The sequence below is a fragment of the Ensifer sp. Root142 genome, assembly GCF_001426785.1.
Taxonomy (GTDB): Bacteria; Pseudomonadota; Alphaproteobacteria; order Rhizobiales; family Rhizobiaceae; genus Ensifer; species Ensifer canadensis.
The window spans coordinates 173,363-197,609 of the sequence record NZ_LMFK01000001.1; the positions used below are offsets into that span (position 1 = coordinate 173,363).

Consider the following 24,247-nt stretch of genomic DNA (forward strand, 5'->3'; position numbering starts at 1 on the left):
AATGAGCGTACAATCTGCCAGACGCCGCCTGAGCCCTGCCAATATCGAGGCGCTGAAGGGCGAGCGCCCGATCGTCAGCCTGACGGCCTATACGACACCGATTGCCCGGCTGCTCGATCCGCATGTCGATTTCCTGTTGGTCGGCGATTCGCTCGGCATGGTGCTCTACGGTCTCGACACCACCGTCGGCGTCACGCTCGAGATGATGATCGCCCATGGCCAGGCGGTCATGCGCGGCTCGGAGCGCTCCTGCATTGTCATCGACCTGCCGTTCGGCTCCTACCAGGAATCCAAGGAACAGGCCTTCCGAAGTGCTGCACGCGTTTTGAAGGAAACCGGCTGTAGCGCCGTGAAGCTCGAGGGTGGCGCCGAGATGGCCGAGACGGTCGAGTTCCTCGTCAGCCGCGGCATTCCGGTTCTCGGCCATGTCGGGCTGATGCCGCAGCTCGTCAACACCACCGGCGGCTATCGCTCGGTCGGTCGCAACGAGAAGGAAGTGGCCAAGATCCGCCGCGACGCCAAGGCGATCGACGATGCCGGCGCTTTTGCGATCGTCGTCGAAGGCACCGTCGAGCCGGTTGCGCGCGAGATCACCGGGGAATTGCGCTCGCCGACCATCGGCATCGGCGCATCGCCGGCCTGCGACGGCCAGATCCTCGTCTCTGACGATATGCTGGGCCTGTTCAACGACTTCAAGCCCCGCTTCGTCAAACATTTTGCCGAACTGGCGCCGGCGATCTCGAAGGCTGCGGAGGAATACGCCAACGAGGTCAAGGCGCGCACGTTCCCGGGTGTCGAGCATACGTTCCAGGTCAAGCGCTGACACATCTCTTTGCACGACCTGGCCGCGCCAACGAGCACACGGCGACTTTGAACAGGAGGGCGCAGGTCATGCGGCTTGCGCCCTATCCCACTGGGGGAGCGATCTTCGGATAAATGCCCCACCGCCAGGTGGTCGGTGGCGAGGCGGCGGTGAAAAAACGGCGATCGCTTATCGACCCGTGCGCATTTCGTTCAAGCCTGCCGCGGTCAGGCATCATAAAATTCAATCATTGTATAAGCGCAATTGAATTGTTGGTCGGGGCGGGAACGCCTATCTGTCCGGCACAGGACGACAGCCGCGCGCGCCTTGAGGTGCACAGTCGCTGTCGCAGTTTTGAAATGCTGCATGTGGCCTTGATCGATCCCGATTAAAGACGGCATGCCGCGGGCGCCCATTGCCGGCGCCGCGGGAGGATTCCATGAGAAAAGACGAATTCTGGGAAGGCGTGCGCGGCGGCTTCCCGATCATGCTAGCGGCGTCACCCTTTGGCGCGCTGTTCGGTGCGCTTGCGGTCGACAATGGTTTTACCATCGCCGATACCGTGTTCATGAGCGCGACGGTTTATGCCGGCGCCAGCCAGATGGTCGGCATCGAGCTGTTCGGCAACCATGTCCAGCCATGGCTGGTGGTGCTTTCGGTCTTCGCCGTCAACTTCCGCCACGTGCTCTATTCCGCCTCGATCGCCAAATACATCCGGCATTTCACCCCGGTCCAGAAGTTCTTTGCCTTCTTCCTGCTGGTCGATCCGCAATATGCCGAGACCGAGAAGCGCGGCGAGCGTGGCCTGCCGGTGACCTTCCCCTGGTATCTCGGCTTCGGCCTGGTGATCTATTTCCCCTGGATCTTCAACACGCTGCTTGGCGCGATCTTCGGTCAGTTGATCGGCGATCCCAAGGCCATCGGCCTCGACGTGCTCTTGCCGATCTACTTCCTCGGCCTGGTGATGGGTTTTCGCAAGCGTGACCGCTTTTTGCCGATCGTTGCGGTTTCTGCCGTGGCGTCGGTTGCCGGCATGCATCTCGTCGGCTCGCCCTGGCATGTCAGCATCGGGGCGCTGGCGGGCGTGCTGCTCGCCGCCTGCCTGCCGCCGACCGAGACGGTTTCGGCACCGCCCGTCGCCATCGAGAAGGAGGCCTGAGCCATGGACCCGCAACACCTCAATCTCATCTATCTGATCATCGCGGCGGCCGTTGCGACCTTCATCACCCGCATCGGTGGCTATGTGCTCATCACCCAGATGAAGCAGATCCCGCCGCGGCTCGAATCGGCATTGAACGCCGTTCCGGCGGCGGTGCTGACGACGCTGGTGGCGCCGGCCTTCGTCTATGGCGGCTTCGACGTCGCGGTCTCGATGTTCGTCGCCTTCGCCATTGCGCTCGGGCTTAATCTCTCCACCTTGCGCATGCTCGTCATCGGCTGGGTGGTGGTGATGCTGATCCGGCATCTCGTCCTGTAGGTTCCTCACCGCCTTTGTGCGGGCAATCCCTGTCGCTGGTCGTGTCGTCGAAGACGGCGCGGGCAGGGCAGGGTGCGCTGAACGCTCCGGCGTTGGCTTCGGGCGCGTCCTGGATTATCATCCTCTGATTGCCGGAGAGGTACGGCTGCGCCGCGCGCCCTGTCTGACGCGCAAAGGTCGCGGTTGCACTTTGACTTGCTGCAGCCTCCCGGTGGTGGAGGAGCGACCATGATTACCAGGATCTCGATTGCCCTTTTGCTCGCGCTTGCGCCTGCGACGGCCTTTGCCAACCAGTGCCCCACCATGATGGCTGCGATCGATGCGGCCATCCCGACGGCCTCTCTTTCCGAGGCCGACATGGCGAAGGTCACGGCGCTGCGCAAGCAGGGCGAAGACCAGCACAAGGCCGGCGATCACGCCGCGTCGGAGGCAACGCTCGGCCAGGCCAAGAAACTGTTGGGAATCTGAAAGGAAAAGCCGGGGCTTCCCCCAAGCCTTTGTGCTTCTTCTTGAAAGCCGGCGTCAGAGCGGGATGAGGAAAACTGCGTGCGGTTTTCCGGCCGCATCCCGCCCCAATTTGCTACAGCGCCGGGCGCTCTCCCGGATTCGCTTGTTGCGCTTTAAGCTCTTGTTTTTGCGCATGTCGTTATCGCAAAACCACTGCGCACCTTTGCGCGACATGCTTTGGGGACTGGAAACGCGCTTCAGCCCCTTCGCAATGCCCCACTCAGCGTGTGATGGCTTTCGTCGCGGTCTTCAGCCAGTTGCGGGTCTCGTCGCCCACCAACAGCGGCATCAGCTTTTCGCGCGTCTCGGCGTGGTAGGCGTTGAACCAGCCCAGTTCCTCGTCGGTCAGCAACGCCGGCAGCACCAGGCGGCTGTCGATCGGGCAATAGGTGATCGTGTCGAAGCCGAGCATCGCCAGGTCGCCGCCGGCGATCTCTTCGGCCGGTTGCACCACGATGAGGTTTTCGATGCGGATGCCGAAGGCGCCGGGGCGGTAATAGCCGGGCTCGTTCGACAGGATCATGCCGGGCAGCAGTTCCTGGGTTGAAAGCCGGGCGATGCGCTGCGGTCCCTCATGCACCGAGAGGTAGGAGCCGACGCCGTGGCCGGTGCCATGGGCGTAGTCGGCGCCAGCCTTCCACAGCGCGATGCGGGCCAAGGGGTCAAGGTCGACACCGCGCGAGCCCTTGGGGAAACGCGCGGTGCTGATGGCGATCATGCCCTTCAGCACCAGCGTGAAGAAGCGCTTCTGCTCTTCCGGAACCGCGCCGACCGCCACCGTGCGGGTGATGTCGGTGGTGCCGTTGATGTATTGCGCGCCGGAATCGATCAGGAACATGGTGCCTGCTTCGATCGCGCGGTCGGTTTCGGTCGTCACGCGGTAGTGCATGATCGCCGCATGCGAGCCGGCACCGGAGATGGTGTCGAAGGAAATGTCCTTGAGTGGGTTTTGCATGCGCTCGCCGACGGTGGCACGGGCGGCTTCCAGCTGGTTGGCAGCGCCGATCTCGGTGACGGTGCCGGGCTCGGCCTTGTCGAGCCAGGCGAGGAATTCGACCATCGCGGCGCCATCCTGCAGATGCGCGCGGGTCGAGCCCTCGATCTCGGCCCTGTTCTTCTGGGCGCGGGGCAGGCGGGCTGGGTCGACGGCCTCGACGACCTTGCCGCCCTTGGAGCGGATCAGCTCGGAAATGGCGAAGGAGGCAAGGTCCGGGTCGAGCATGACGGCAGCACCCGCAGTACTGAGCGTCGACAGGCGGTCGTCGAAGGTCGAGGGTGCTGCGATCTCGGCGATCTGGGTGAGATAGGCTTCCTGCTCGATGCCGGTCTTGCGCTTGTCGAGGAAGATCTCGGCGCGGCCGTCGGCATGGATGATGGCGCGGGCGAGCGGATGCGGCGTGTGCGGCACGTCGGTACCGCGGATATTGAAGGTCCAGGCGACGGAGGAGGGGTCGGTCAAAACCACGGCGCTGGCACCGGCCTTTTCGAGGCCGCCAGCGATGGTCGCGATCTTGTCCTTGGCAAGCTCGCCGGCCTGCTCGATCGGCTGGATGGAGACGCGGCCGAGCGGGGCTGCCGGGCGACCGGTCCAGATGCGGTCGAGCGGGTTGTGGTCGAGGAAGACGAGCGAGCCGCCGAGGACGGCAAGCGCCTTTTCCAGCCGGCGCACTTCAGCGCCTGTGTGCAGCCACGGGTCGATGCCGAGCCTGAAGCCCTTGGTGCCGTTATTTTCCAGCCAGAGATGCGGCGGCTCGCCGATGAGATCGCCGCCGATAAAGACCTGGCCGTCGACCTGTTCCTTCAGCTGGGTCACGTAACGTCCATCGACGAAAACGACAGCCTGACGCTGCGTAATGAGGGCGACGCCGGCGGAACCGGTAAAGCCGGTGAGCCAGGAAAGCCGCTCCGACGATGCCGGCACATACTCGCCCTGGAACTCGTCGGCACGGGGTACGAGAAACCCGTCGATGCCGAGGGCGGCGAAGGTGGCGCGCAAGGCTTCTGTGCGCTCCTTGCCGAACTGGGGCGTGGAGGTGACTTCAAAGGACTGAAACATGAGGGATTTCCGGTAAATTGGGCGGAGAACCGCGGGAAAGATGCGCGATCTTAGCGGAAACGTCCATGGGGAGGAAAGAGGCGAGATCCTGCCGGGCATGCCGGCGGCAGGACGTGCACAGAATCAGAGCATTTCCAGGAAAAGTGCGAAGCGGTTTTCCGTCAGGAATTGTGTAAAAACAAAGAGATAGAGCGTTTTTGCGATTCCGCATAAATCGGAAATGCTTTAGAGGGCAATTGCTCATTTACCATACATATGCGCTTTCTGCATGGCTCCTATGCCAAGAAGCTGCTATCTCTATCGGAATAATAGTTTATAAGCCGCCTCAACGAACACGGACGAACATCCGGTGGTTCAAAAGCCTGCAGTTCCGAGAATAGTTGATCACTCTGTTCTCCTCCTCCCTCAAGGGTGGTCAATTTCGGAACGGTAGACGCCCGCTCGAGCGCTCCTCCTCCTCAGGCTCGCGGGCATGGTTCGGTCTCAAGCCGAACCAGCAGGCGATGCCCCTGGCATCGCCTTTGTTTCGAAGGGCCGCCCGTCATGAAAGACGTGGCGGCCTTTTCGTTTTTCTTCGGCTTGGCTTTTTGGCGCTGGCACCCTGACATCAACGGCTCTTTCGTGCGCCGTTATGGAGCACGTGCCACAAGATGATTTTGCACAAGGTCACAATCCCGATATTGTGGACGAGTTCGGTTTCCCAACAGAGTGCGCCACCCGAAGGAGACGTGGGAGCGTGGTCGAGAAATCAATCCACCGCCGCCTTGTTGCGATCCTCGTCGCCGATGTGGTCGGCTATTCCCGCATGATGGAAGCCGATGAAGCCGGGACGTATGAGACGCTGAAGGAGCGGCGAAGTCATGTGCTCTACCCGGTGGTGCGCGCCCATGGAGGACGCATCGTCAAGCTGATGGGCGACGGCGTGCTGGTCGAATTCGCCAGCGCGATTGACGTCGTCGAGGCCGCGCTCGAGCTTCAGCGGAAGATGGCGGAGGCGAATGCCGGTGTTCCAGAACCCAGCGAGATCCTGCTCCGCATCGGCATCAACATCGGCGATGTCATCGGCGAGGGTTCAGACATTTATGGCGAGGGGGTCAACATCGCAGCGCGACTGGAAGCGCTGGCCGAGCCGGGTGGCATCTGCATGTCCGAGAAGGTGCACAATGAAGTCCGAGGCAAGATCCCCGTCGTGATGAAAGACCTCGGACTGGTGCAGCTCAAGAACATTGCTGCGCCGGTCAGGATCTTCGGAATGGAGACGGCCCGGGCACTGCTCCAAACGACACTTTCTCGCGGCAGGGAATTTACCACCATCGCCGTTCTGCCTCTCACGAACATGTCGGGAAGCACAGAGCAGGACTACTTCGCCGACGGCCTCACCGAGGACATCATCACCGAGCTGAGCCGCTTCCGGAATCTCTCCGTCGTCGCCAGAAACACCACGTTCAGCTACAGGGGCCAATCGGTGAACGTGGCGGAGGTGGGCCGGCAGCTCGGTGCGGAATTCGTCCTCGAAGGCAGTGTCCGGCTGGCTGGCCAGCGCCTGCGCGCCTCGGTGCAATTGATCGACACACAGACAGGGGCGCATGTCTTTGCCGAGAGATTCGATCGCGAAATGGCGGACATCTTCGCGGTCCAGGATCAAATCGTCGATGCGATCATAGGTCGCCTGTTTTTCAATCTTCAAGAGGTGGCCGGGGCCGTTCGCGCAAGGAGTTCGACGACGGATATCTCCGCCTATAGGTCCTGGCTCCGGGCAGGGGCTGCCTGGCGCAACGGTGACGAACAGGGTGCACGCGGGCACATGCAGGAGGCGATCCGCGTCGACCCGACCTATGCGCCCGCTCTCGCCTCGCTAGGATTGCTCTACGCATACTGGCGGTTCAGTGAGCCTGATGCTGCGACAGATGCCGGGCTTGAGGTTGAGTGCCAGGAATATGCCGCGCGGGCGATCGCTGCCGACAGAAACGATCCATTCGTCCTCACCAGCGTTGCTGCATGCTTTCTGTTGGTCGGGAAAATTGACGAGGCCCTGCGCTACTCCGACATTGCGATCTCGATGAGCCCGCGCGACATGAACGTCCTTGTCGCCCGAGGCATGATCCTTTCCTATGCGGGAATGCATGAAGAAGGCTTGGCGCTTGTCGAACGGGGCTGCAAGTTCGAGCCGCTCCTGCCGCCGGCGTTCCTCTCCAGTCTCGGGGACTGCTACTATCTCGCGCGCAGGTTCGATGCGGCATTGACCGCCTACGGAACCCTGATCGATCCGCCGTATTTCTTCCGATTGAACCAGGCGGCCTGTCTCGCCCAGCTCGGCAGGCCAGGCGGCCTGTCTCGCCCAGCTCGGCAGGGCGGAGGAGGCGGCAATCATAACGCGCGCGATGCCCGCGGCGTTCGATGCAGACGTCTACGCCCGAAACACCGCGAAGATTTGCTCCTTGTCAGAGGATGCGGAGCTCTGGCTGAACGGCTTCCGCAAAGCCGGCATATCCATCGCTCAGTTCTCCCACCGCCGTCCGGCGAAGGGATAGGCTGCAAACCGAGACCAGGTCAGGCTTTGCGAAGAAACCCTGCGGCTGTCGCTCCGGACGCGTGCCTCACTTCTCCAGGTGGATCGTCACCCAGCCGTTGCGCCAGATGGTGCGGACATGGCGCAGGTGCTGCCCGTTATAGGCGGCAAGCACCTTCCAGCGCTGCTCGGCAAGAATGCCCGAGAGGATCACCGAGCCGCCGGGGGCGAGGTTGGCGGTCAGTTGCGCTGCCATCTTCATCAGCGGACGGGCGAGGATGTTGGCGATGATCAGGTCGAAGGGGCCGTTGCCGCTGAAGGCGGTGGAGTGAAAGCCGGGGGCCGTCGCAAAGGTCATGCCGGTGACGACGCCGTTGCGGCGGGCATTTTCCTCGGCAACGCGGGTGGCGATCGGGTCGATGTCGGTGGCGAGCACCGTCACATGCAGGAGCTTCCAGGCAGCGATCGCCAGCACGCCGCTGCCGGTGCCGAGGTCGAGCACGTTGCGCACCGTGCGGGTGCGCGCCACGGTCGCCAGCACTTCGAGGCAGCCGGCGGTCGTGCCATGGTGGCCGGTGCCGAAGGCCTGGCCGGCCTCGATCTCGATGGCGATCTCACCGGTGCGGACCTTGTCGCGGTCATGGGAGCCATGCACGACGAAACGGCCGGCGCGCACGGGCGCCAGCCCCTCGAGCGACTTGGCGATCCAGTCGATATCCGGCAGCACTTCGCGTTCGATGGCAAGATGGGAAAAGTCGTCGGCAAGCGCCTCCGTCAGCCGCTCGTTGACGCTCTCCTCGTCGGCCGCCATCATGTAGATCGAGGCTTCCCAGACGTCGCGCTTTTCGTCGACTTCCGTCGTGCCGATGGCAAAATCCTCTTCGCCGAAGACCTCGCTCATGCGGTCGAGCACGGCTTCCGCCTGCTTCTCGGTGGTGGTGACGAAAAGTCTGATCTCGCTCAAGGCTCTGTCCTTCGGCTGGCTCTGCATAATCGCCGCACGCCCTATCCGACGTGCGCCGCTGCAAGCCCCCGCCGCTAGCATGAAAGCTTGGCAAACGCAAAGCGCCGGGCGATGCCGGCGCTAGCAAAGATGTTCGATTGGGGCAGGAGCGGTCCTCAACCCTTGGTGAGGTTCTCGAGCTTCTTGATCGCGGTTTCGGGGTTTTCCCCGTAGGCGATGGTGCCGGAGAAGCTGCCGTCGGCGTCGAGCAGGAACACCGAGGCGGTATGGTCCATGGTGTAGTCGCCGTCAGGCTTTTCGGCGTCGAGCGGCACCTTTTTGGCGTAAACGCGGTAGCCCTTGACCATCTCCAGCACCTTGTCGGCCGGACCGGAAATGCCGGTGATGCGCTTGGACACGTTGGAGACGTACTGGCCGAGAATTTCAGGCGTGTCGCGCTCAGGGTCGACGGTGATGAAATAGGCCTGCAGCTTGTTGCCTTCCGGGTCGACCTTTTCCAGCCAGCCGTTCAGCTCGAACAACGTCGTCGGGCAGACCTCCGGGCAATGGGTGAAGCCGAAGAACAGCGCGGTCGGTTTGCCGGAGAAAGCCTTCTCGGTGATCTCCTTGCCATCCTGCGCCACCAGCGTGAAGGGCACGCCGAAGGGGCCGGAGGCGCCCTGCTGCTTCGACTGGGTCATCTCGTAGGTCAGCCAGCCGAGAACGCCGGCCATGACGACGACGGCGGCCCAAAGGGCGATGCGAATGGTTTTCATGCGTGCTACCGATTTAGTTGGGGCCTTGGCCGGCCATATCAGGTTGATCGGCTTTTGATACCGTCTCCGCCGCAGCCACGCAAATGGGACAATTGCCGCAGGCAATCTCTTTGTGTTGAAGCATTTCCGGACGGAAAACCGCTTCGCACTTTTCCTGGAAATCCTCCGGCAGTAATGCCCGTCAGCTCAGATGCACCAGGCAAGGCCGGACTGGGCGAGCGCCAGGAAGATATCGGCGCCGTTCGCCATCCAGCCGCGGAAGGCGAGAAGCGTCACGACGGCAAGCGCCATCGCAAGACCCGCAAGCAGCGGAAGCCGGATCGATCTCTGCGTTCTCGTGTTCATGACCCTATCATAGCATCCGGAGCGCCAAGGGGAAGGGATCTCCGGCCGGGCCGGAGATCGGCGTTCAGGCGGCCGGCAACACCAGCGGGTCGAGATCGGCGCGGTAGCGCTGGACGGCCTGGGTCGTTTTCGCGTCGAAGGGCAACAGAAGCGGCAGGAGAAGATCGCGCAGGAACAGTGCGACCGGGCCCTTTGCCTGCTTCTTGGCGCCACGGCGGCGGCTGATGCGGACGATGTGTTCCACCCGGTCGCGCCGGAGCGTCTCATAGGCCCTGAAGGCCCGGCTCGGCGCGCCATAGGCGGTGAGGCAGGCGGCGAGCACGACGGCATCCTCGATCGCCATCGAGGCGCCCTGGCCGGCATGGGGAGAGACCGCATGGGCGGCATCGCCAAGCAGCACGACGCGATCGTCGAACCAGCGCGGCAGGTGGCCCATGTCGAAGACCGGATAGGCGCGCGGCACCGAGGTGACGGCCGCGGCGATGTCGCGGACCGGGGCGGCGTCGCCGGCGTGCTGGGCGCGGGTGCGGGCGGCAAGGGCTGCCGGATCCGGCCGGCCGATCGCCGTCTCCTCGTCGAGCGTGAAGGAATCGAACCAGAACACCGGCCCTTCCTGCGCCTTGATGTAGCCGAAGAAGGCGCTTTCGCCGAACATCAGGCGCAGCACGCCGCCGCTCGACGGCACGTGAGGACAATCGAGAAAGCCGCCGGTGCCTGTCAACCCGGTATAGAGCGGCTCGGGCGAGGCGGGCAATGCGAGGCGCCGCGTGCGCGACCAGACCCCGTCGCAGCCGGCGAGCCAATGCGCATGCGCACTCTCGCCGTTGCCGAAGCGCAAGGTCACGCCGTCCGCTTTCCGCTCGATGTCGATGAGCGCGTGGTCATAGCGAATGTCGACGCCCTGCGCCGACGCTGTCTGGCGTAGCGCCTCCAGCAGGTCGGCGCGACGCAGGGTGATGCTCGCGGCGCCCGCCTGCCGTTGGGCTTCCCGCTCATCGAGCAATGCCAGCCGTCGGCCAGCGGCGTTGAGGATTTCAATGCCGGTCGTCGGGATGCCGAGGGAAGAGACACGCTCGGCAAGGCCGAGCGCGCGCAGCGCATTGATGCCGTTCGGCGCCAGCGTCAGGAAGGCGCCTTCGCCGGACGCCTCCCGCGGCCGCGCCTCGAAGATCTGGACTGAGTGGCCGGTCTGGCGCAGGCGAATGGCGAGGGACAGGCCGGCAATGCCGGCGCCTGTTATCGCGATGGAATTCTGCTTTGGCATATGCGTCTCCAAGGCTTGCGTCCGCTGCAAGCGAAGTTCATATTGTTGCGATGAATGAAAAGTACGATGGATTAATATTTAGATGATCGAAGTAAATTCGTCAAGCCCGGCGCCGGACGGACTCGTCCGAGCAATTGGCGGCGCCGTGATGCGCTGGCAGGATGCGACCCAAGCCTATGACGAGGCGGTGGGCGAGCGGCTGCAGCTCAATGCCGCCGAGCGCCGCTGCCTCGCGTTCTTGCATGCCGGCCCGCGACCGGCCGGCGCGATTGCCGAGGAGACGGGACTGACGCCAGCGGCGGTGACGGCGCTGATCGACCGGATGGAGGCACGCGGCCTCTTGCAGCGGACGCGCAGCGCCGAAGACCGGCGCAAGGTGATGGTGGAAAACACCGATGCAGTGGAGATGCTGACGGCGCCCTATTACCGGCCGATCGCCGAGGAAGGTGCCGGCTTCCTCGCGACCTTTTCAGCCGAGGAGCAGGCGGTTCTGCTGCGCTTTCTCGAAGGGGCGACCGCGCTCCAGCAAAAGCATCTCGCCGCGCTGCGTTTCTCCCCATGATTCGGGGGTCGGCTTAGCGAATGCTTAAGGTCTGTTTGCCAGTGTTTTGCCAACGCGGGTGAAGTGCTTCACCTCTACATGACATGACGTCATCCGGTTTGATCGAGCCCGGCTTTCCGCATCGATTTTAACGGAGGACTTCGCCTGGTTTTGGCAGGTCCGTGACCATGGACTGCCCTATGACCGGAACGTCTGCGCCCCTGAAAAAGAACCTCACCGTCAGCCAGCGGCTTGCCACGCTCGCCGGTGCCGCCTTCGTTGGCTTCGGCTCCGTGCTCGGCGTCGGCTGGTATGAGGACATGCGCTCGAACGAGGCGCTGAACGGGGCGATCACCGCGCAGCGCGGCCTGACCGCCGTCGACGAGATGCGGCTTGCCACCACCAACCTCGTGCTCAACGCCATGGATACCATCGTCGACCGTAACGAAGGCGTGATCCATCCGGAGCGCGCCGCAGGCATCGCAACCACGCTTAGCCTTCTCGAAGCCAGCAAGGCGGATATCAAGACGCTGGCGACGCTGCTCGGCCGGACTGACGCGCTTTCGACCTTCGACGCGGATCTCACCGAACTTCGCCAGGCAATCGGCGTCGACCTGAAGACGCTGGTCGAAGGCAAGGCTTCGACGGAAGAATTCGGCAAGATCGACGACGCGATCGACGGTGCCGGCGAACGGCTTGGTAAAGCACTTTCGCAGCTCTCCGAGGCTGCGACACAACTGGTTCAGACGCGGGTCGACGAAGCGCGCGCCGTTTCGGCCGATGCGCTTCTGCTGCAGACTATAGCCGGTCTCGTCGCCATGGCGACCTTGCTCGGCCTGCTCTGGTTTCACGGGGCGACGTTGCGCCGCGGCATCCTCGGGCTTCGCGACAGCATGCAGCGCATCCAGAAGGGCGAGCTCGGCTCCAAGGTCGAGGCGCTTGACCGTGGCGACGAGATCGGCGTCATGGCCCGCTCCGTCGATCTCTTCCGTGCCTCGGCCATAGAAAAGCAATCGCTCGAGCAGAATGCGGCGGCAAGCCGCCGCGAAATCGAGAAGGAACGCGAACAGCAGCAAAGCGAGCGCGACGAAGCGGTTCGCCGCATCCAGGCTGCGGTCGACAGCCTCGGCCTGGCACTGACGCAGCTTGCCGAAGGCGATCTCGCCGTCACCATCGACCGCCCCTTCGATGGCAAGCTCGATACGCTGCGCCGCAATTTCAACCAGACGGTCGAGCGCCTGCGTGACGTGCTCTTCAACGTCAAGGAAAACGCGCTCTCGATCGAGACGAATGGCCGCCAGATGCGCACCGCCGCCGACGACCTGGCGCGCCGCACCGAAAAGCAGGCCGCATCGCTGGAGCAGACATCCGCCGCCCTCGACGAGATCACGGTGACCGTGCGCACCGCGACCCAGCGCGCCGAAGAGGCGAGCCGCATGGTCGACGAGACCCGCACCAATGCGCAGGAATCCGGCCGCATCGTCGGCGAGGCGATCAGCGCCATGGCCCGCATCGAGGATGCCTCGAACGAGATCGGCACGATCATCAACGTCATCGACGAGATTGCCTTTCAGACCAACCTTCTGGCGCTGAACGCCGGCGTCGAGGCAGCGCGGGCAGGGGAAGCCGGCAAGGGTTTTGCCGTCGTGGCGCAGGAAGTGCGCGCGCTGGCGCAGCGCGCCGCAGGCGCCGCCAAGGATATCAAGACGCTCGTCGGCCGCTCGGGCAACGAGGTCGGCACCGGTGTCCGGCTGGTGCAGGCGACGGGCGAGGCGCTCGGTCGCATCGGCGCCGATGTCGCGCGGATCAACGAGCACATGAGTTCCATCGTCATGGCGGCGCGTGAGCAGTCGACCGGGCTCAACGAAATCAGCACGGCGGTCGGCCAGCTCGACCAGATGACGCAGCAGAACGCCGCGATGGTCGAACAGACCAACGCCTCCAGCCACACGCTGGCGCAGGACGCGGAAAAGCTGACGCAACTCGTCGGCCAGTTCCACGAGGGCCGGACCGTCCAAGCATTGATGCGCTCCAACGCACCGTCGCAGACGACCGCGAGCGTGAAGCCAGTTACGACCGTGAAGCCGGCAGCGCCTGTCCAGACGCGGGCTTCAACGCAGATCGCAGCCGCAACGACGCCTGCAGCTGCAAGGCTCGTACCCAGGGGCACGCACAAGGCGGTGCCTTTGCACAACCTTGCCTCGGCAAAATCGACCTCGCGTCCAGCTCCATCCCCCGCCAAGGCCCTGATGGGCAAGCTAGCGGGCGCATTCGGCAACCAACCGGGCTCCGTGCCATCGACGTCGGCCTCCGGTGAGAATTGGGAAGAATTCTGATCATGTCCAACGCAATCAAGCAGTCCGGTGCCTATCTCGAAATCGTTTCGTTTCATCTGGGCGACCAGGAATTCTGCATCGACATCATGGCGATCCGCGAAATCCGCGGCTGGGCGCCGGTGACGCCGATGCCGCACACGCCGCCCTACGTGCTCGGCCTCATCAACCTGCGCGGCGCGGTGATCCCGGTCATCGACATGGCCTGCCGTCTCGGCATGAAGATGACCGAACCGTCGGAACGTTCGGCGATCATCGTCACCGACATTGCCGGCAAGCTGGTCGGCCTGCTCGTCGAGCAGGTATCCGACATGATGACCATCAAGAGCGAAGATCTGCAGCCGGCGCCGGAGATCATTCCGGAAGCGCAACGTGCCTTCTGCCGCGGCATTGTCGCGCTGGAAAAGACCATGGTCTGCTTCCTCAACCTCGACACGGTGATTGCCGACGAGCTGGCGCAGGCCGCCTGACCACCTTCGAGCCGCGGATTGGCGATGCGCCCTGGGGCTTTCCCGGGGCGTTTCGCGTTTTGCGCGTGGCACGTTGGTCAGAAAGCCCGCAGGTCAAGTTAAACTTGCGTCATGATTTTCACGCTTGGGCGAGGCTATCGTGACAAAACGTCATGAGCGCTGACGGAACAGTTGTACTACTTTAGCGTTGTCGCAGCGTACCTGTTCGGAGGCCGGGTACCGTATTTTTGAAACAGGAGTTGAACCTATGACCATGTCTGTAAGGAAACTCATTGCCGCGCTCTCCGTAACAACGCTCATTGCCGGCGCCGCCGGGCCAGTTCTGGCTGACAGCTACTATCAGGGCATCGACGCGAACAATCCTCCCGGAACACAGTATCGCGCCAGGGTCGCCCCGATGCGCACCACCGTTGCTCCAGTCGATAGGATGTCGACAGGCAGTATCTACAGAACCGTTCCGCGTGCCTACCAGCAGCCGTTAACTGATCGCTATCAGGGTGGTGACGGCGACTACTACCAGGGTATCGTCCCGCCTACCTATTGAGCATCGATGGCCTGACGCCAGTTGTGGGGACTGGCCGGTGACAAAGCCCTCCTGGAACACTCTTCCGGGAGGGTTCGTTTTGTCAGGGCTTCGGCTTGCCTTCCTGCCAGTTGACGGTCTGCCCGTAGAGCGGGATCGTCGTGATCGACATCTTGGCCGAGCCGTCGGTCAGTTCGCGCGAGTGGGCAAGATAGATCAGCGTGTCGTTCTTGCGGTCATAGATCCGGGTGACGAGCAGGTCTTTCCAGATCAAGGACAAGCCGGAGCGGAACACTTCCTCGCCTTCTTTCGAAAGGTCGATGTCGCCGATCTCGATCGGGCCGGTCTGGCGGCAGGCGATCGAGTTGTTGGATGGATCCTCGAACCAGTTGCCGTTTTTCAGCCTATCGATGACGCCGCGATCGAAATAGGTGACGTGACAGGTCACACCCTTGACCTTGGGATCGCTGACCGCGTCGACGATGATGTCGTTGCCGAGCCAGTCGACGCCGACTTCGCCGACGGTTTCGGCCCGGGCGGGAGAGACTGTCGTTACGAAAGCGGCAAGGCTGGCTAGCATCAAGACGCGGAACGAACGGGACATGAATTTCCTCCGGTGGTTTGCACCGTTCACATAGGTTCTGCCCCAATCAATGCAAGATGGCCAGCGCAAGGTGGACACGTGAACCGGGCTGAGCGGAGGTTCCCGGATCAGCCGGTGTCGCGCAGCAGTTGCGGTGCGAGCGAATAGGCCTCGGCAGCGCGAAGCTGTGCGGCGGCAGCGGCAAGCACGCGACCGCTGGCGTCTGGCTGCAGCCTCCCGGCGATGGTGCAGCGGTCGCGTCCGTCGGCCTTGGAGGCGTAGAGTGCCATGTCCGCCCGGATCATCACGTCGGTCATGGTATCGCCAAGGCCCGCGCTGGCAATGCCGATGCTGACAGTCAATCGGATCGGCTGGCCGAAACGTCCGACGGGGGTGACGCGGACCGTACGGCCGATCTCCTCGGCCAGCAGAAACGCTTCGCCTTCGGTATGGTCAGACAGCACCACGCCGAATTCCTCGCCGCCGATGCGGCCGAATGTGCCGCGTCCGGCAAGGCAGGCGGTGACCGTGTCGGCGAAATGGCCGAGCGCGGCATCGCCGGCCGCATGGCCATAGCGGTCGTTGATCTGCTTGAAATAGTCGAGGTCGAGCAGCAGGAAGGCGGCGGGGCGCGCGTGCGCCGTGCACGAGGCAAAGATGCGTTCGCCAAGTTCGATGAAGGCGCGCCGCGACAGCGCTCCTGTCAACTCGTCGCGGGCAATCGTGGTCTTGAGATCGGCGATGACGCGGTCATGAGTCATCAGGATGACGCCGAGAAACAGGATGGGCATGTAGAGCAGCCACATCGCAGCCAGCAGAAAGTTCCAAGCAACAAGGGGAGCCGGGCCCGCCTCGTTCACGGGGGAAGGGGGCGAGATCGCGGCGATCTGCAGGAGCGTGACGCTGGCAATGGCGGCACCGATGACGATTGCCTTCCGTGTTGTCGGGTCGCTCGCTGTGCGCAGCCTCAGGACGGAAATGGAGGCGACCACGAAGACGGCGGCGGCGATGCCGAGCGTGATCAGCGCCCGAGCCGCGGTACTCTCAGCGCCGAACGCAGCCAGAACCGAGATGGTTGCAACCATCGTTGCGCCGAGCGGCAGGATTGCCGGCCTCCAGCTGGGTAGAGCGAAGAACGAGCGGAACCCGGCGAGTACGAAGAGACAGGCGATGGCAAGAAACGCAAAGCCGACAAGCAGCAGCGGCCGGAGAGACTGGATCTCGGCCAGCATCACCAGTGTCATGGCAATGGCTGTCATGGCACAGCCGGAAGCGAACTCCGCAGCGCCTGGCATCGATGATTTCTGCAGCGAAAGCAGTACCGGCAGCATCACCAGTAGGCATATGATCGATAGGGCGGGGAGAAAGCTCATTTCGAAACGGCCTGTCGTGCTAAAATCGAGGAAGGCGGCTTACGTCAATGCCAAATATGCAGGGGTCAATTGGTAGCTTTGGCGCCTTAACGAAACCCGGCGGAAATCGCTGCAATTTTAGCGACTGCCGAAATTGACACGGTTGTCCACCGATGCGGAGTGACAACTGCCGGATGGTCAGGCGTTTCGTCGGCGGTGACGCGGTGCCAGGCGGTTCAAGCGGCCTTCTGCGGGCCGGGAGAGGCGACATGTTCACGGGACCGGTGTTCTTCGAAAACAGGGCCGACGCCGGCCGCAGGCTGGCGCAGGCGGTGGCCGTCGAGGCGCCGCCGGAGCCCCTGGTCATGGCGCTGCCGCGCGGCGGCGTTCCGGTTGCCTTCGAGATTGCCACGTATCTCCGCGCACCGCTTGAGGTGCTGATCGTGCGCAAGATCGGCGCGCCGGGTCATCAGGAATTCGGGCTTGGCGCACTGGTCGATGGCGAAGAGGCGGAACTGGTGCTGAACCGCGAGGCCGTGCGCCTGGTGCGGCCGCCGCGCGGCTACATCGCCGCCGAAGCCGAGCGCCAACGCGCGGAAATCGCAAGACGGCGGGTGCTCTATCTCGGCGATCGCGAGCCGCATTCGCCGAGGGATCGCAATGTGGTGCTCGTCGACGACGGCATTGCCACCGGCGGCACGATCCGCGCGGCGATCCAGGCGCTGCGCCGGACCGGTGTGCGTAGCCTGCTGTTGGCGGTTCCCGTTGCGCCGGCGAGCGCGCTCGCAAGCCTGCGGCCGTCGGTCGACGGCATCGTCTGTCTCTCCACCCCCGCCTTCTTCCGCGCCGTCGGCCTGCATTACCGCGACTTCGAGCAGACCTCGGATGCCGAGGTCATGACCTTGATCAGCAGGGCGAGGGCAGGCGGGTGCGATGACGCTTGAGACGGAGGTTGTTACCGCCAACATCTGCCTCCGGCCGTATTGAAACCTTGGAACCGCCGCGCCACATTCCCGGTGCTTGATTGAAGCGTGAGGACGGCCGCCGGAGGAGGTGGGCCGGAAGAGGGGAATGATGGCAGTTTCACTGGACATTGGGAAAACGCTTGCCGATTTTTGCCGACCGGACCGGATGGCGCTGGTGGTTTATGACATGCAGGCGGGGATCACCAATCAGGTCAAGAATGGCCCGGCGATCCTGGCTGAGGTGCTGAAGGTTCTGGAGGCCGCGCGCGCCGGCGGCTATCCCATCATCTTTCTGCGGCATCTGTCGATGCCGAAGCCGCTGATGGGCGCGTTCCAGATGCGCCAGGCGATGGCCTGGCAGCGCACGGACGATCCCGATGCCGTCAAGCCCTGGTTCCTGCGCGGCACGCCGGGCTTCGAGCTGGTGGCGGAACTGGCGCCGCGCGACGATGAGGCCATTCTCGACAAGATCACGTTCTCGGCCTTCGAGGGCACGCCCCTTGCCATCATCCTGCGCGATCTCGGACTGACCTCGTTTGCCATCTGCGGCATTGCAACCGAAATCGGTATCGATCCGACGGTGCGCCATGGCGCCGATCTTGGGCTGGTGCCGATCGTCATCCGCGATGCCTGCGGCGCCGGCCACCACGAGGCCGGCGAGCGCTCGATGGACAACATCGCCTTCATGGGCGACGCGATCCTGACCGGCGTGGACGAGATCATCGGGGCGATGGCCAAGGGCCGAATGTAGCGGCAGTCTTTGTCGCTGGTCCGCTCCAGCTCGGGCTGTTTCAGTGGGTGCACGGTCCTCGCAATCGCGAAGACCGTGGCGCCTTCGCCCCTTGAGGGCTGAGCACGCCTTGCGCAGGCAGGCTATGAATGGAAAGACATCACGCCATCATCCCCATAGTTCATTCGCATCGATCCAGCAGGATAGAGATATGACCGACGCAGTTCGCATCCGCCCGATTGTCCGCAGCGATTACCAGCAATGGCTGCCGCTCTGGGATGGTTACAACGCCTTTTATGGAAGGTCGGGTGCAACGGCGCTCGATCCTGATATCACCGCAATGACCTGGTCGCGATTCTTCGATGCTTACGAGCCGATGCACGCGCTGGTGGCCGAAAACGAGGGACGGCTGGTCGGGCTCACCCACTACCTCTTTCACCGCAGCACGACGTCCATCGGGCCGAACTGCTATCTCCAGGATCTCTTCACCAGCGAAGCTGCGCGCGGCAAGGGCGTTGGCGCGGCATTGATCGAAGGCGTCTACGAGGCCGCCCGCACGGCCGGCTCGCCGCGGGTTTACTGGCAGACACATGAGACCAATGCCACAGCGATGGCACTTTACGACAAGGTGGCGGAGCGTTCAGGCTTTCTCGTCTACCGCAAGATGATCTAGGCTTTAGCTTGGCTGAAGGCTGTGTGACAGCGGGCAACTGGGGTGGACGCGATGGACAACGTGCAGGTTTCTACGATCGGCTTCACAAAATCATCGGCGGAAGATTTTTTCGATCGCCTGCAGAAGGCCGGCGTCAAGACGATCGTCGATGTCCGGCTGCACAATACCTCGCAGCTTGCCGGCTTCGCCAAGGCCAATGACCTTGCGTTCTTCCTGAAGAAGATCGGCGGTATCGACTATGTGCACCAGCCGCTTTTTGCGCCCACCGAGGCGATCATGAAGGCCTACAAGACCGACAAGGGCGACTGGAAGACCTTTTCGCGGGACTTTCTCGACCTGATGGCGGAGCGCAAGGTCGAGCAGCACGTGAAGCCGGAGGCGCTGCAGGGCGCCTGCCTGCTCTGCGCCGAGGACAAACCGCACCGCTGCCACCGCACCCTCGTCTGCGAATATCTCAACGATCGTTGGGGAGGCCGCCTTCGCGTCGAGCATCTGTAGGACCTGACAGTCGCCAGCAGCTGTGCCGTCTCCTTCAACCGTCACGCTCTTGATGAACGCTCCCGTACTCGCAAGCTGTTTGAACAACATCAGCCTTGTGGCCATGGTCGCGATGGTAGGCAAGGAGTAGTGAATGTAGCTCGGCAAAAGTAATGGCAAGGCCGTGCGAGACCACTAGGAGCCCTTTGGGTGTTCCAAACATGCCGCTTCGCCGAATCTTCGCGCCAATTTTCTTATGTAGGCGGCCGATCGTGTTCGGATCGAGTGTCAACACAATCATTTTTTGTTTGTGATACTCGATCGGATTGAGGCCGACGATCGCGGGCCAGGGGATCATGCTCGGAGCCAGTCGAGCATCGCTAAACCCCTGAGGGGACAACATGATAACGCTGCGTCGCATCGGAACGTAGAGGACGAGTACACCCAGGAATGCAGCGGGCCAAGCTATCGAGCCGAGATAGCGGGCGAACAACAAGCGACCAGAACCTGCTTCTACACCCAGTTCAGTACAGTTGTTAGGGAAGCCGCCGACAGTGCTGCGGCGGCGGCGAGGATTCCTATCAATTGGGGCCAGGATTTTTTGACTTCGACGGTGCGGGAGGTGTCAATCATATTGGCCGTTCCGCCTGGGCGATTTAGAATCCGATGCCGGCAATCCAAATCGTCCGTTGTCCCAACTGGTTGCCACCTGATGTGCCAGCCTAGCAGACTCGTTGCGCTCACGCTTTCTCGACAAATCCATCCAGCACGCGCTTCTGCCCGGCCTTGTCGAAGTCGATCGTCAGCTTGTTGCCTTCGATCGCTGAAATGTTGCCGTTGCCGAACTTCATGTGGAAGACGCGGTCGCCGACGGTGAAGCGCGAGGGCTCGGTGCTGGTGGATTTCGCCACCAGTTCGCCATCGATGGTGCGGCTGCGCGGGCCGCTTTCGCCGTAGCCGATGCGCTCGACGGCGTGGCCGGAGCGCGAGCCCCAGTTGTCGCGCGTCGCATCCGAGCGGTTCTGCTGGGCGCGCTTCCAGCCGGGGGTGGAGTAGTTGTTCTGGAAGGGATCGGCCTTGTCGAAGCGCGACTGGCCATAGCCGCCGCGGCCGTACCCGCCATAGGACTGCTCGGTCTCGGCCACCTCCACATGGGTATTCGGCAACTCGTCGAGGAAGCGCGAGGGCAGGGTGGACTGCCACAGCCCGTGGATGCGGCGGTTGGAGACGAACCAGATGTGGCAGCGGTGCTTTGCCCGGGTGATGCCGACATAGGCAAGACGGCGTTCTTCCTCGAGGCCGGAGCGGCCGCCCTCGTCAAGCGCGCGCTGGTGCGGAAACAGGCCTTCCTCCCAGCCGGGCAGGAACACGGTGTCGAACTCCAGCCCCTTGGCCGAATGCAGCGTCATGATCGAGACGGCATCGAGGTTTTCGTTCTGCTCGGCGTCCATCACCAGCGCGACGTGTTCGAGGAAGCCGCGCAGGCTCTCGAAGGCTTCCATCGAGCGGATCAGTTCCTTGAGGTTTTCGAGCCGGCCCGGCGCTTCGGCCGATTTGTCGTTCTGCCACATAGCCGTGTAGCCGCTCTCGTCGAGGATCTGCTCGGCAAGTTCGGTGTGCGGCGTGGTTTCGAGCAGGCTCTGCCAGCGGCGGAAATCGGCGACGACATCGAACAGCCCCTTGCGGGCCTTGGCCTTCAGTTCGTCGGTCTCGATGATGTCAGTCGCAGCCGCAAGCATCGGCACGTCGCGGGCGCGGGCATAGTCGTGCAGGGTGCGAATGGTGGTGTCGCCAAGGCCGCGCTTCGGCGTGTTGACGATGCGCTCGAAGGCAAGGTCGTCGGCCGGCTGGCAGACGAGCCGGAAATAGGCCATGGCGTCGCGGATCTCGAGCCGCTCGTAAAAGCGCGGGCCGCCGATGACGCGGTAGTTCAGGCCGAGCGTGACGAAGCGGTCTTCGAATTCGCGCATCTGGAACGAGGCGCGCACCAGGATCGCCATGTCGTTGAGCTTGTGGCTCTTGCGCTGCAGTTGTTCGATTTCCTCGCCGACGGCGCGGGCTTCCTCTTCGGAGTCCCAGGCGGCGTGCACCTGCACCTTCTCGTCATCCGGGTCGGTGCGTTCGGTAAACAGCGTCTTGCCGAGGCGCCCCTCGTTGTGGGCGATCAGATGCGCGGCGGCGCCGAGAATATGCTCGGTCGAGCGGTAGTTGCGCTCGAGCTTGATGACCTTGGCGCCGGGGAAATCCTTTTCGAAGCGCAGGATGTTGTCCACTTCCGCGCCGCGCCAGCCATAGATCGACTGGTCGTCGTCGCCGACGCAGCAAACGTTCTGCGGCACGCCCTTGGCGCGCTGCGCCAGAAGCCGCAGCCACATGTACTGCGCGGTGTTGGTGTCCTGATATTCGTCGACGAGGATGTAGCGGAACTTGTCGTGGTATTCCTTCAGCACATCCGGATTGCTGCGGAACATGCGGATCGGGTGCAGCAGCAGATCGCCGAAGTCGCAGGCGTTCAGCGTGCGCAGCCGGTTCTGGTAGGCGGCGTAGAGCTCGCGGCCCTTGCCGTTGGCAAAGGCGCGGGCATCGCCCTCGGGGATCTGCGCCGGGTCGAGGCCCTTGTTCTTCCAGCCGTCGATCATGCCGGCGAACTGCTTGGCCGGCCAGCGCTTGTCGTCGAGGCCCTCGGCCTGGATGATCTGCTTGATCAATCTGACGACGTCGTCGGTGTCGAGAATGGTGAAGTCGGAGCGCAGGCCCACCAGCTCGGCGTGGCGGCGCAACAGCTTGACGCCGATCGAGTGGAAGGTGCCGAGCCAGGGCATGCCCTCGACCGCATGGCCGACGAGCACGCCGACGCGCTCCTTCATCTCGCGCGCCGCCTTGTTGGTGAAGGTCACCGCAAGGATCTGCGAGGGGAAGGCGCGGCCGGTGGAAAGAATATGGGCGATGCGGGTGGTGAGAACCCGGGTCTTGCCGGTGCCGGCGCCGGCGAGAACCAGCACCGGGCCATCCAGAGATTCGACCGCTTCGGCCTGTTCCGGATTGAGGCCGGAGAGATAATCCGGGCGCTGCTGGCGGTCGCGGGCAGCCATGGCGCGCGCGGCGATGCCGCCCGTTGCTGGCGGCTGCTTGCGCGGGGCCGGCTCTTCGTCGAAGAAGGGAATGTCGTCGAAACCACTCATCATGCGGCTCAATGTAGTGATTCGGAGGCGAAAGGCCAGAAAGGATGTTCTTCTTTTATTCCGTTTTCTGCGCCACCCGCACCAAGCCTGTGGAAAGACAGGCGATTTCGAAGCCGCTTATTCTCGCGCTCACCGCCGTCAGGCCGTCCTGTCGAAGGCAGCGTCCACCGGCACCTGCAAGGCGGTCGCCAGCTGGTTGGTTCTGGCGGCAAGTGAGATCACGCGCAAGAGATCGGCATGTTCGGCGTCGCTCATGCCCTTGGCTCTCGCGGCAGCCGTATGCGAATGGGCGCAGTAGCCGCAGCCATTGCTGACGGAAACGGCGATGTAGAGCATTTCCTTGACCAGCGGATCGAGCGCGGAGGGCGTTGCCATCACCGCCTTGACGTCGCGCCAGGTCTGCTCCAGCAGGTCGGCATCGAAGGCGAGCCACAGCCACATATTGTTGATGAAATCCGATTTGCGGGTGGCGCGAATGTCGTCGAACACGGCTTTTACGCGCGCGTCGGATTCCGGATCGGCAGGCGGGGCGATGGTGCTCATGACGTCTCCTGGTCATAGGGTCAATCGGGGGGCGTCCGGCGGCGGACGCCGCCGGATCGGCAGGTTGGTATCCCTCTTTGCTTGTACGCATTTCCTCACGGAAAACCGCTTCGCATTTTTCCTGGGTATGCTCTAGACGAGCGCAAACACGCGCGCCGGACCGCCGGTGCCGCCGCGGTGTTTGGGCGCGCCAAGCACGAGGGTCGCGCCCTTGACGGGCACCTTGTCGAGGTTGGCGGCCGCCTCCAGTCCCCAGCGGCCTTCCGGCAGCCAGGCATAGTGGGTGGCGAAATCAGGCGAGGGGCCATGGTCGAGCGAAAGCGTGTCGACGGCGATGCCGGCCGCCTTGGTCTCGTCGAGCAGGTATTTCGCCGCCTCGGCGTGGAAACCGGGAAAGTGCATCTTGCCGTTTGCATCGGCATTGCGGAACTTGTCAGTGCCAAGGTGCGCTCCCCAACCGGAAAGCATGGCGACGCAGGCGTTTTCCGGAATGTCGCCATTGGCGGCGACCCAGGCCTTGATGTCGTCGGGTGTTATTTGCGCATCGGCATCGGCGGACGCCTTCTCGCGGATGTCGACGACGCAGAGTGGCACGACGAGCTTTTCAACCGGCAGCTCGGCGACCGACAGACCATCGGCGGAGAAATGCAGCGGCGCGTCGACATGGGTGCCGGTGTGTTCGTTCACCCGGAGCTCGAACAGGTTGAACTTGTCCTTGGCGTAGCTGAACTTTTGCTCGCGGAAGAACTGCTGCTGGCCGAAGAAGGTCGGGAACTCCTCGTAGAGTTCGTGGGTGAGGTCGGTGACGCCGGTGTGTCCCTGGGCGAGCGCCGGCGGGGCGATACCGGCGCTCGCGGCGGCGATGCCCGCTGTGCCGACGGCTGCTGCCTTGAAGAAGCTGCGGCGGGACAACATTTTCTGCTTTACGGATTCCATGACGCACGCATCGCACATGTCTTTGCTTCCCTCTCAAGAACCGGTCGAAACCTGATGGCAATGGCTGCCAGCGGTTGCAGGATACCTCAGAGGAAATCGCTGTAAACGGTCTTTGTCCCGTGCGTTTTGATGGAATGACACGGCGATCGCGATTGCCGGCGCACGATGGCGCTGATGTCATCATGCCGCCAACAAATACGCTTTTATTACAATTGCGTAATGATGGCATTCCGCCGTTGCCCACAAAGGTGCGAACAACG

23 protein-coding genes and 1 pseudogene are annotated in these 24,247 nt (G+C 63.2%); 13 read left to right on the forward strand and 11 right to left on the reverse strand.

Annotated elements, in window-relative coordinates:
• Position 1 precedes the first annotated feature (1 nt).
• The 4 genes from panB (at position 2) to ASD52_RS00770 (ending at position 2,747) form a co-directional block, all read left to right on the forward strand.
• Positions 2 to 823 carry a 3-methyl-2-oxobutanoate hydroxymethyltransferase gene (gene panB, locus ASD52_RS00755; protein WP_025427708.1) on the forward strand — a complete coding sequence of 274 codons (822 nt, stop codon included), beginning with the start codon at positions 2 to 4 and terminating at the stop codon, positions 821 to 823.
• A gap of 418 nt (positions 824 to 1,241) precedes the next feature.
• A complete protein-coding gene (locus tag ASD52_RS00760; protein WP_025427707.1) occupies positions 1,242 to 1,961 on the forward strand; it encodes an AzlC family ABC transporter permease in 720 nt (239 codons plus the stop codon).
• A 3-nt stretch (positions 1,962 to 1,964) separates the two neighbouring features.
• Entirely contained in the window at positions 1,965 to 2,279 is a 315-nt protein-coding gene (locus ASD52_RS00765) for an AzlD family protein (protein ID WP_025427706.1), read from the forward strand.
• A 228-nt stretch (positions 2,280 to 2,507) separates the two neighbouring features.
• Positions 2,508 to 2,747 carry a hypothetical protein gene (locus tag ASD52_RS00770; RefSeq protein WP_025427705.1) on the forward strand — a complete coding sequence of 80 codons (240 nt, stop codon included), beginning with the start codon at positions 2,508 to 2,510 and terminating at the stop codon, positions 2,745 to 2,747.
• A gap of 259 nt (positions 2,748 to 3,006) precedes the next feature.
• Here ASD52_RS00770 and ASD52_RS00775 read toward each other — a convergent pair whose 3' ends face one another.
• Positions 3,007 to 4,842, reverse strand: coding sequence for an aminopeptidase P family protein (locus ASD52_RS00775; protein WP_025427704.1), 1,836 nt, complete (start codon positions 4,840 to 4,842; stop codon positions 3,007 to 3,009).
• Positions 4,843 to 5,473: 631 nt separating this feature from the next.
• Between ASD52_RS00775 and ASD52_RS40520 the strand changes: the two are divergent.
• Positions 5,474 to 6,004: pseudogene (locus tag ASD52_RS40520) on the forward strand (adenylate/guanylate cyclase domain-containing protein); the annotation flags it as partial.
• Between the two features lie 1,435 nt (positions 6,005 to 7,439).
• Here the strand turns inward: ASD52_RS40520 and ASD52_RS00780 are convergent.
• From ASD52_RS00780 to ASD52_RS00790, 4 genes are all read right to left on the reverse strand, one after another.
• Entirely contained in the window at positions 7,440 to 8,315 is an 876-nt protein-coding gene (locus ASD52_RS00780; RefSeq protein ID WP_025427702.1) for a 50S ribosomal protein L11 methyltransferase, read from the reverse strand.
• 155 nt (positions 8,316 to 8,470) lie between these two features.
• Positions 8,471 to 9,070: an SCO family protein gene (locus tag ASD52_RS00785; RefSeq protein WP_025427701.1), complete on the reverse strand. Its 600-nt coding sequence runs from the start codon at positions 9,068 to 9,070 to the stop codon at positions 8,471 to 8,473.
• A gap of 186 nt (positions 9,071 to 9,256) precedes the next feature.
• Complete coding sequence (locus ASD52_RS39200; RefSeq protein WP_025427700.1) at positions 9,257 to 9,415, reverse strand: hypothetical protein; 159 nt, start codon at positions 9,413 to 9,415, stop codon at positions 9,257 to 9,259.
• Between the two features lie 64 nt (positions 9,416 to 9,479).
• A complete protein-coding gene (locus ASD52_RS00790; protein WP_025427699.1) occupies positions 9,480 to 10,679 on the reverse strand; it encodes an NAD(P)/FAD-dependent oxidoreductase in 1,200 nt (399 codons plus the stop codon).
• Positions 10,680 to 10,827: 148 nt separating this feature from the next.
• On the opposite strand from ASD52_RS00790, the gene ASD52_RS00795 reads away from it, so the two are divergent.
• The 4 genes from ASD52_RS00795 to ASD52_RS00810 all read left to right on the forward strand — a co-directional run bounded on the left by ASD52_RS00795 (position 10,828) and on the right by ASD52_RS00810 (position 14,567).
• A complete protein-coding gene (locus tag ASD52_RS00795) occupies positions 10,828 to 11,241 on the forward strand; it encodes a MarR family transcriptional regulator (RefSeq protein WP_309141651.1) in 414 nt (137 codons plus the stop codon).
• 179 nt (positions 11,242 to 11,420) lie between these two features.
• Positions 11,421 to 13,556, forward strand: coding sequence for a methyl-accepting chemotaxis protein (locus ASD52_RS00800; RefSeq protein WP_057222701.1), 2,136 nt, complete (start codon positions 11,421 to 11,423; stop codon positions 13,554 to 13,556).
• A gap of 2 nt (positions 13,557 to 13,558) precedes the next feature.
• A complete protein-coding gene (locus ASD52_RS00805; protein ID WP_018326507.1) occupies positions 13,559 to 14,023 on the forward strand; it encodes a chemotaxis protein CheW in 465 nt (154 codons plus the stop codon).
• 247 nt (positions 14,024 to 14,270) lie between these two features.
• Positions 14,271 to 14,567 (forward strand): hypothetical protein, encoded by a 297-nt coding sequence (locus tag ASD52_RS00810; protein WP_025427696.1) that lies wholly within the window; start codon positions 14,271 to 14,273, stop codon positions 14,565 to 14,567.
• Positions 14,568 to 14,649: 82 nt separating this feature from the next.
• On the opposite strand, the gene ASD52_RS00815 is transcribed toward ASD52_RS00810, so the two are convergent.
• Together ASD52_RS00815 and ASD52_RS00820 are read right to left on the reverse strand one after the other, a co-directional pair.
• Positions 14,650 to 15,150 carry a CreA family protein gene (locus tag ASD52_RS00815; RefSeq protein WP_025427695.1) on the reverse strand — a complete coding sequence of 167 codons (501 nt, stop codon included), beginning with the start codon at positions 15,148 to 15,150 and terminating at the stop codon, positions 14,650 to 14,652.
• A gap of 107 nt (positions 15,151 to 15,257) precedes the next feature.
• On the reverse strand, positions 15,258 to 16,502 hold the full coding sequence (locus tag ASD52_RS00820) for a GGDEF domain-containing protein (RefSeq protein ID WP_025427694.1): 1,245 nt from the start codon (positions 16,500 to 16,502) through the stop codon (positions 15,258 to 15,260).
• A 248-nt stretch (positions 16,503 to 16,750) separates the two neighbouring features.
• Between ASD52_RS00820 and ASD52_RS00825 the strand changes: the two genes are divergently transcribed.
• The 4 genes from ASD52_RS00825 to ASD52_RS00840 all read left to right on the forward strand — a co-directional run bounded on the left by ASD52_RS00825 (position 16,751) and on the right by ASD52_RS00840 (position 19,347).
• Entirely contained in the window at positions 16,751 to 17,425 is a 675-nt protein-coding gene (locus ASD52_RS00825) for a phosphoribosyltransferase (protein WP_025427693.1), read from the forward strand.
• Between the two features lie 130 nt (positions 17,426 to 17,555).
• Positions 17,556 to 18,197 carry a cysteine hydrolase gene (locus tag ASD52_RS00830; RefSeq protein WP_225906331.1) on the forward strand — a complete coding sequence of 214 codons (642 nt, stop codon included), beginning with the start codon at positions 17,556 to 17,558 and terminating at the stop codon, positions 18,195 to 18,197.
• 190 nt (positions 18,198 to 18,387) lie between these two features.
• Entirely contained in the window at positions 18,388 to 18,849 is a 462-nt protein-coding gene (locus ASD52_RS00835) for a GNAT family N-acetyltransferase (protein ID WP_025427691.1), read from the forward strand.
• Between the two features lie 51 nt (positions 18,850 to 18,900).
• A complete protein-coding gene (locus ASD52_RS00840) occupies positions 18,901 to 19,347 on the forward strand; it encodes a DUF488 domain-containing protein (RefSeq protein WP_025427690.1) in 447 nt (148 codons plus the stop codon).
• A 34-nt stretch (positions 19,348 to 19,381) separates the two neighbouring features.
• Here the strand turns inward: ASD52_RS00840 and ASD52_RS00845 are convergent, their stop codons facing one another.
• From ASD52_RS00845 to ASD52_RS00860, 4 genes are all read right to left on the reverse strand, one after another.
• Positions 19,382 to 19,684 (reverse strand): hypothetical protein, encoded by a 303-nt coding sequence (locus tag ASD52_RS00845; protein WP_128090488.1) that lies wholly within the window; start codon positions 19,682 to 19,684, stop codon positions 19,382 to 19,384.
• A gap of 382 nt (positions 19,685 to 20,066) precedes the next feature.
• Positions 20,067 to 22,511 carry a UvrD-helicase domain-containing protein gene (locus tag ASD52_RS00850; protein ID WP_025427688.1) on the reverse strand — a complete coding sequence of 815 codons (2,445 nt, stop codon included), beginning with the start codon at positions 22,509 to 22,511 and terminating at the stop codon, positions 20,067 to 20,069.
• A gap of 135 nt (positions 22,512 to 22,646) precedes the next feature.
• Positions 22,647 to 23,051, reverse strand: coding sequence for a carboxymuconolactone decarboxylase family protein (locus ASD52_RS00855; RefSeq protein ID WP_025427687.1), 405 nt, complete (start codon positions 23,049 to 23,051; stop codon positions 22,647 to 22,649).
• Between the two features lie 132 nt (positions 23,052 to 23,183).
• Positions 23,184 to 24,005 (reverse strand): cyclase family protein, encoded by an 822-nt coding sequence (locus ASD52_RS00860; protein WP_057211137.1) that lies wholly within the window; start codon positions 24,003 to 24,005, stop codon positions 23,184 to 23,186.
• Positions 24,006 to 24,247 lie beyond the last annotated feature (242 nt).

What these genes read in the sequence shown, in the direction of transcription:
- ASD52_RS00785 (WP_025427701.1), bottom strand. Translation starts at nt 9,070, where the DNA reads ATGAAAACCATTCGCATCGCCCTTTGGGCCGCCGTCGTCGTCATGGCC.
- ASD52_RS00765 (WP_025427706.1), top strand. Translation starts at nt 1,965, where the DNA reads ATGGACCCGCAACACCTCAATCTCATCTATCTGATCATCGCGGCGGCC.
- ASD52_RS00795 (WP_309141651.1), top strand. Translation starts at nt 10,828, where the DNA reads ATGCGCTGGCAGGATGCGACCCAAGCCTATGACGAGGCGGTGGGCGAG.
- ASD52_RS00760 (WP_025427707.1), top strand. Translation starts at nt 1,242, where the DNA reads ATGAGAAAAGACGAATTCTGGGAAGGCGTGCGCGGCGGCTTCCCGATC.
- ASD52_RS00770 (WP_025427705.1), top strand. Translation starts at nt 2,508, where the DNA reads ATGATTACCAGGATCTCGATTGCCCTTTTGCTCGCGCTTGCGCCTGCG.
- ASD52_RS00815 (WP_025427695.1), bottom strand. Translation starts at nt 15,150, where the DNA reads ATGTCCCGTTCGTTCCGCGTCTTGATGCTAGCCAGCCTTGCCGCTTTC.
- ASD52_RS00860 (WP_057211137.1), bottom strand. Translation starts at nt 24,005, where the DNA reads ATGTGCGATGCGTGCGTCATGGAATCCGTAAAGCAGAAAATGTTGTCC.
- ASD52_RS00840 (WP_025427690.1), top strand. Translation starts at nt 18,901, where the DNA reads ATGGACAACGTGCAGGTTTCTACGATCGGCTTCACAAAATCATCGGCG.
- ASD52_RS00775 (WP_025427704.1), bottom strand. Translation starts at nt 4,842, where the DNA reads ATGTTTCAGTCCTTTGAAGTCACCTCCACGCCCCAGTTCGGCAAGGAG.
- ASD52_RS00800 (WP_057222701.1), top strand. Translation starts at nt 11,421, where the DNA reads ATGACCGGAACGTCTGCGCCCCTGAAAAAGAACCTCACCGTCAGCCAG.
- ASD52_RS00850 (WP_025427688.1), bottom strand. Translation starts at nt 22,511, where the DNA reads ATGATGAGTGGTTTCGACGACATTCCCTTCTTCGACGAAGAGCCGGCC.
- ASD52_RS00805 (WP_018326507.1), top strand. Translation starts at nt 13,559, where the DNA reads ATGTCCAACGCAATCAAGCAGTCCGGTGCCTATCTCGAAATCGTTTCG.
- ASD52_RS00855 (WP_025427687.1), bottom strand. Translation starts at nt 23,051, where the DNA reads ATGAGCACCATCGCCCCGCCTGCCGATCCGGAATCCGACGCGCGCGTA.
- ASD52_RS00790 (WP_025427699.1), bottom strand. Translation starts at nt 10,679, where the DNA reads ATGCCAAAGCAGAATTCCATCGCGATAACAGGCGCCGGCATTGCCGGC.
- ASD52_RS00820 (WP_025427694.1), bottom strand. Translation starts at nt 16,502, where the DNA reads ATGAGCTTTCTCCCCGCCCTATCGATCATATGCCTACTGGTGATGCTG.
- ASD52_RS39200 (WP_025427700.1), bottom strand. Translation starts at nt 9,415, where the DNA reads ATGAACACGAGAACGCAGAGATCGATCCGGCTTCCGCTGCTTGCGGGT.
- ASD52_RS00810 (WP_025427696.1), top strand. Translation starts at nt 14,271, where the DNA reads ATGACCATGTCTGTAAGGAAACTCATTGCCGCGCTCTCCGTAACAACG.
- ASD52_RS00825 (WP_025427693.1), top strand. Translation starts at nt 16,751, where the DNA reads ATGTTCACGGGACCGGTGTTCTTCGAAAACAGGGCCGACGCCGGCCGC.
- ASD52_RS00835 (WP_025427691.1), top strand. Translation starts at nt 18,388, where the DNA reads ATGACCGACGCAGTTCGCATCCGCCCGATTGTCCGCAGCGATTACCAG.
- ASD52_RS00830 (WP_225906331.1), top strand. Translation starts at nt 17,556, where the DNA reads ATGGCAGTTTCACTGGACATTGGGAAAACGCTTGCCGATTTTTGCCGA.
- panB (WP_025427708.1), top strand. Translation starts at nt 2, where the DNA reads ATGAGCGTACAATCTGCCAGACGCCGCCTGAGCCCTGCCAATATCGAG.
- ASD52_RS00845 (WP_128090488.1), bottom strand. Translation starts at nt 19,684, where the DNA reads ATGATCCCCTGGCCCGCGATCGTCGGCCTCAATCCGATCGAGTATCAC.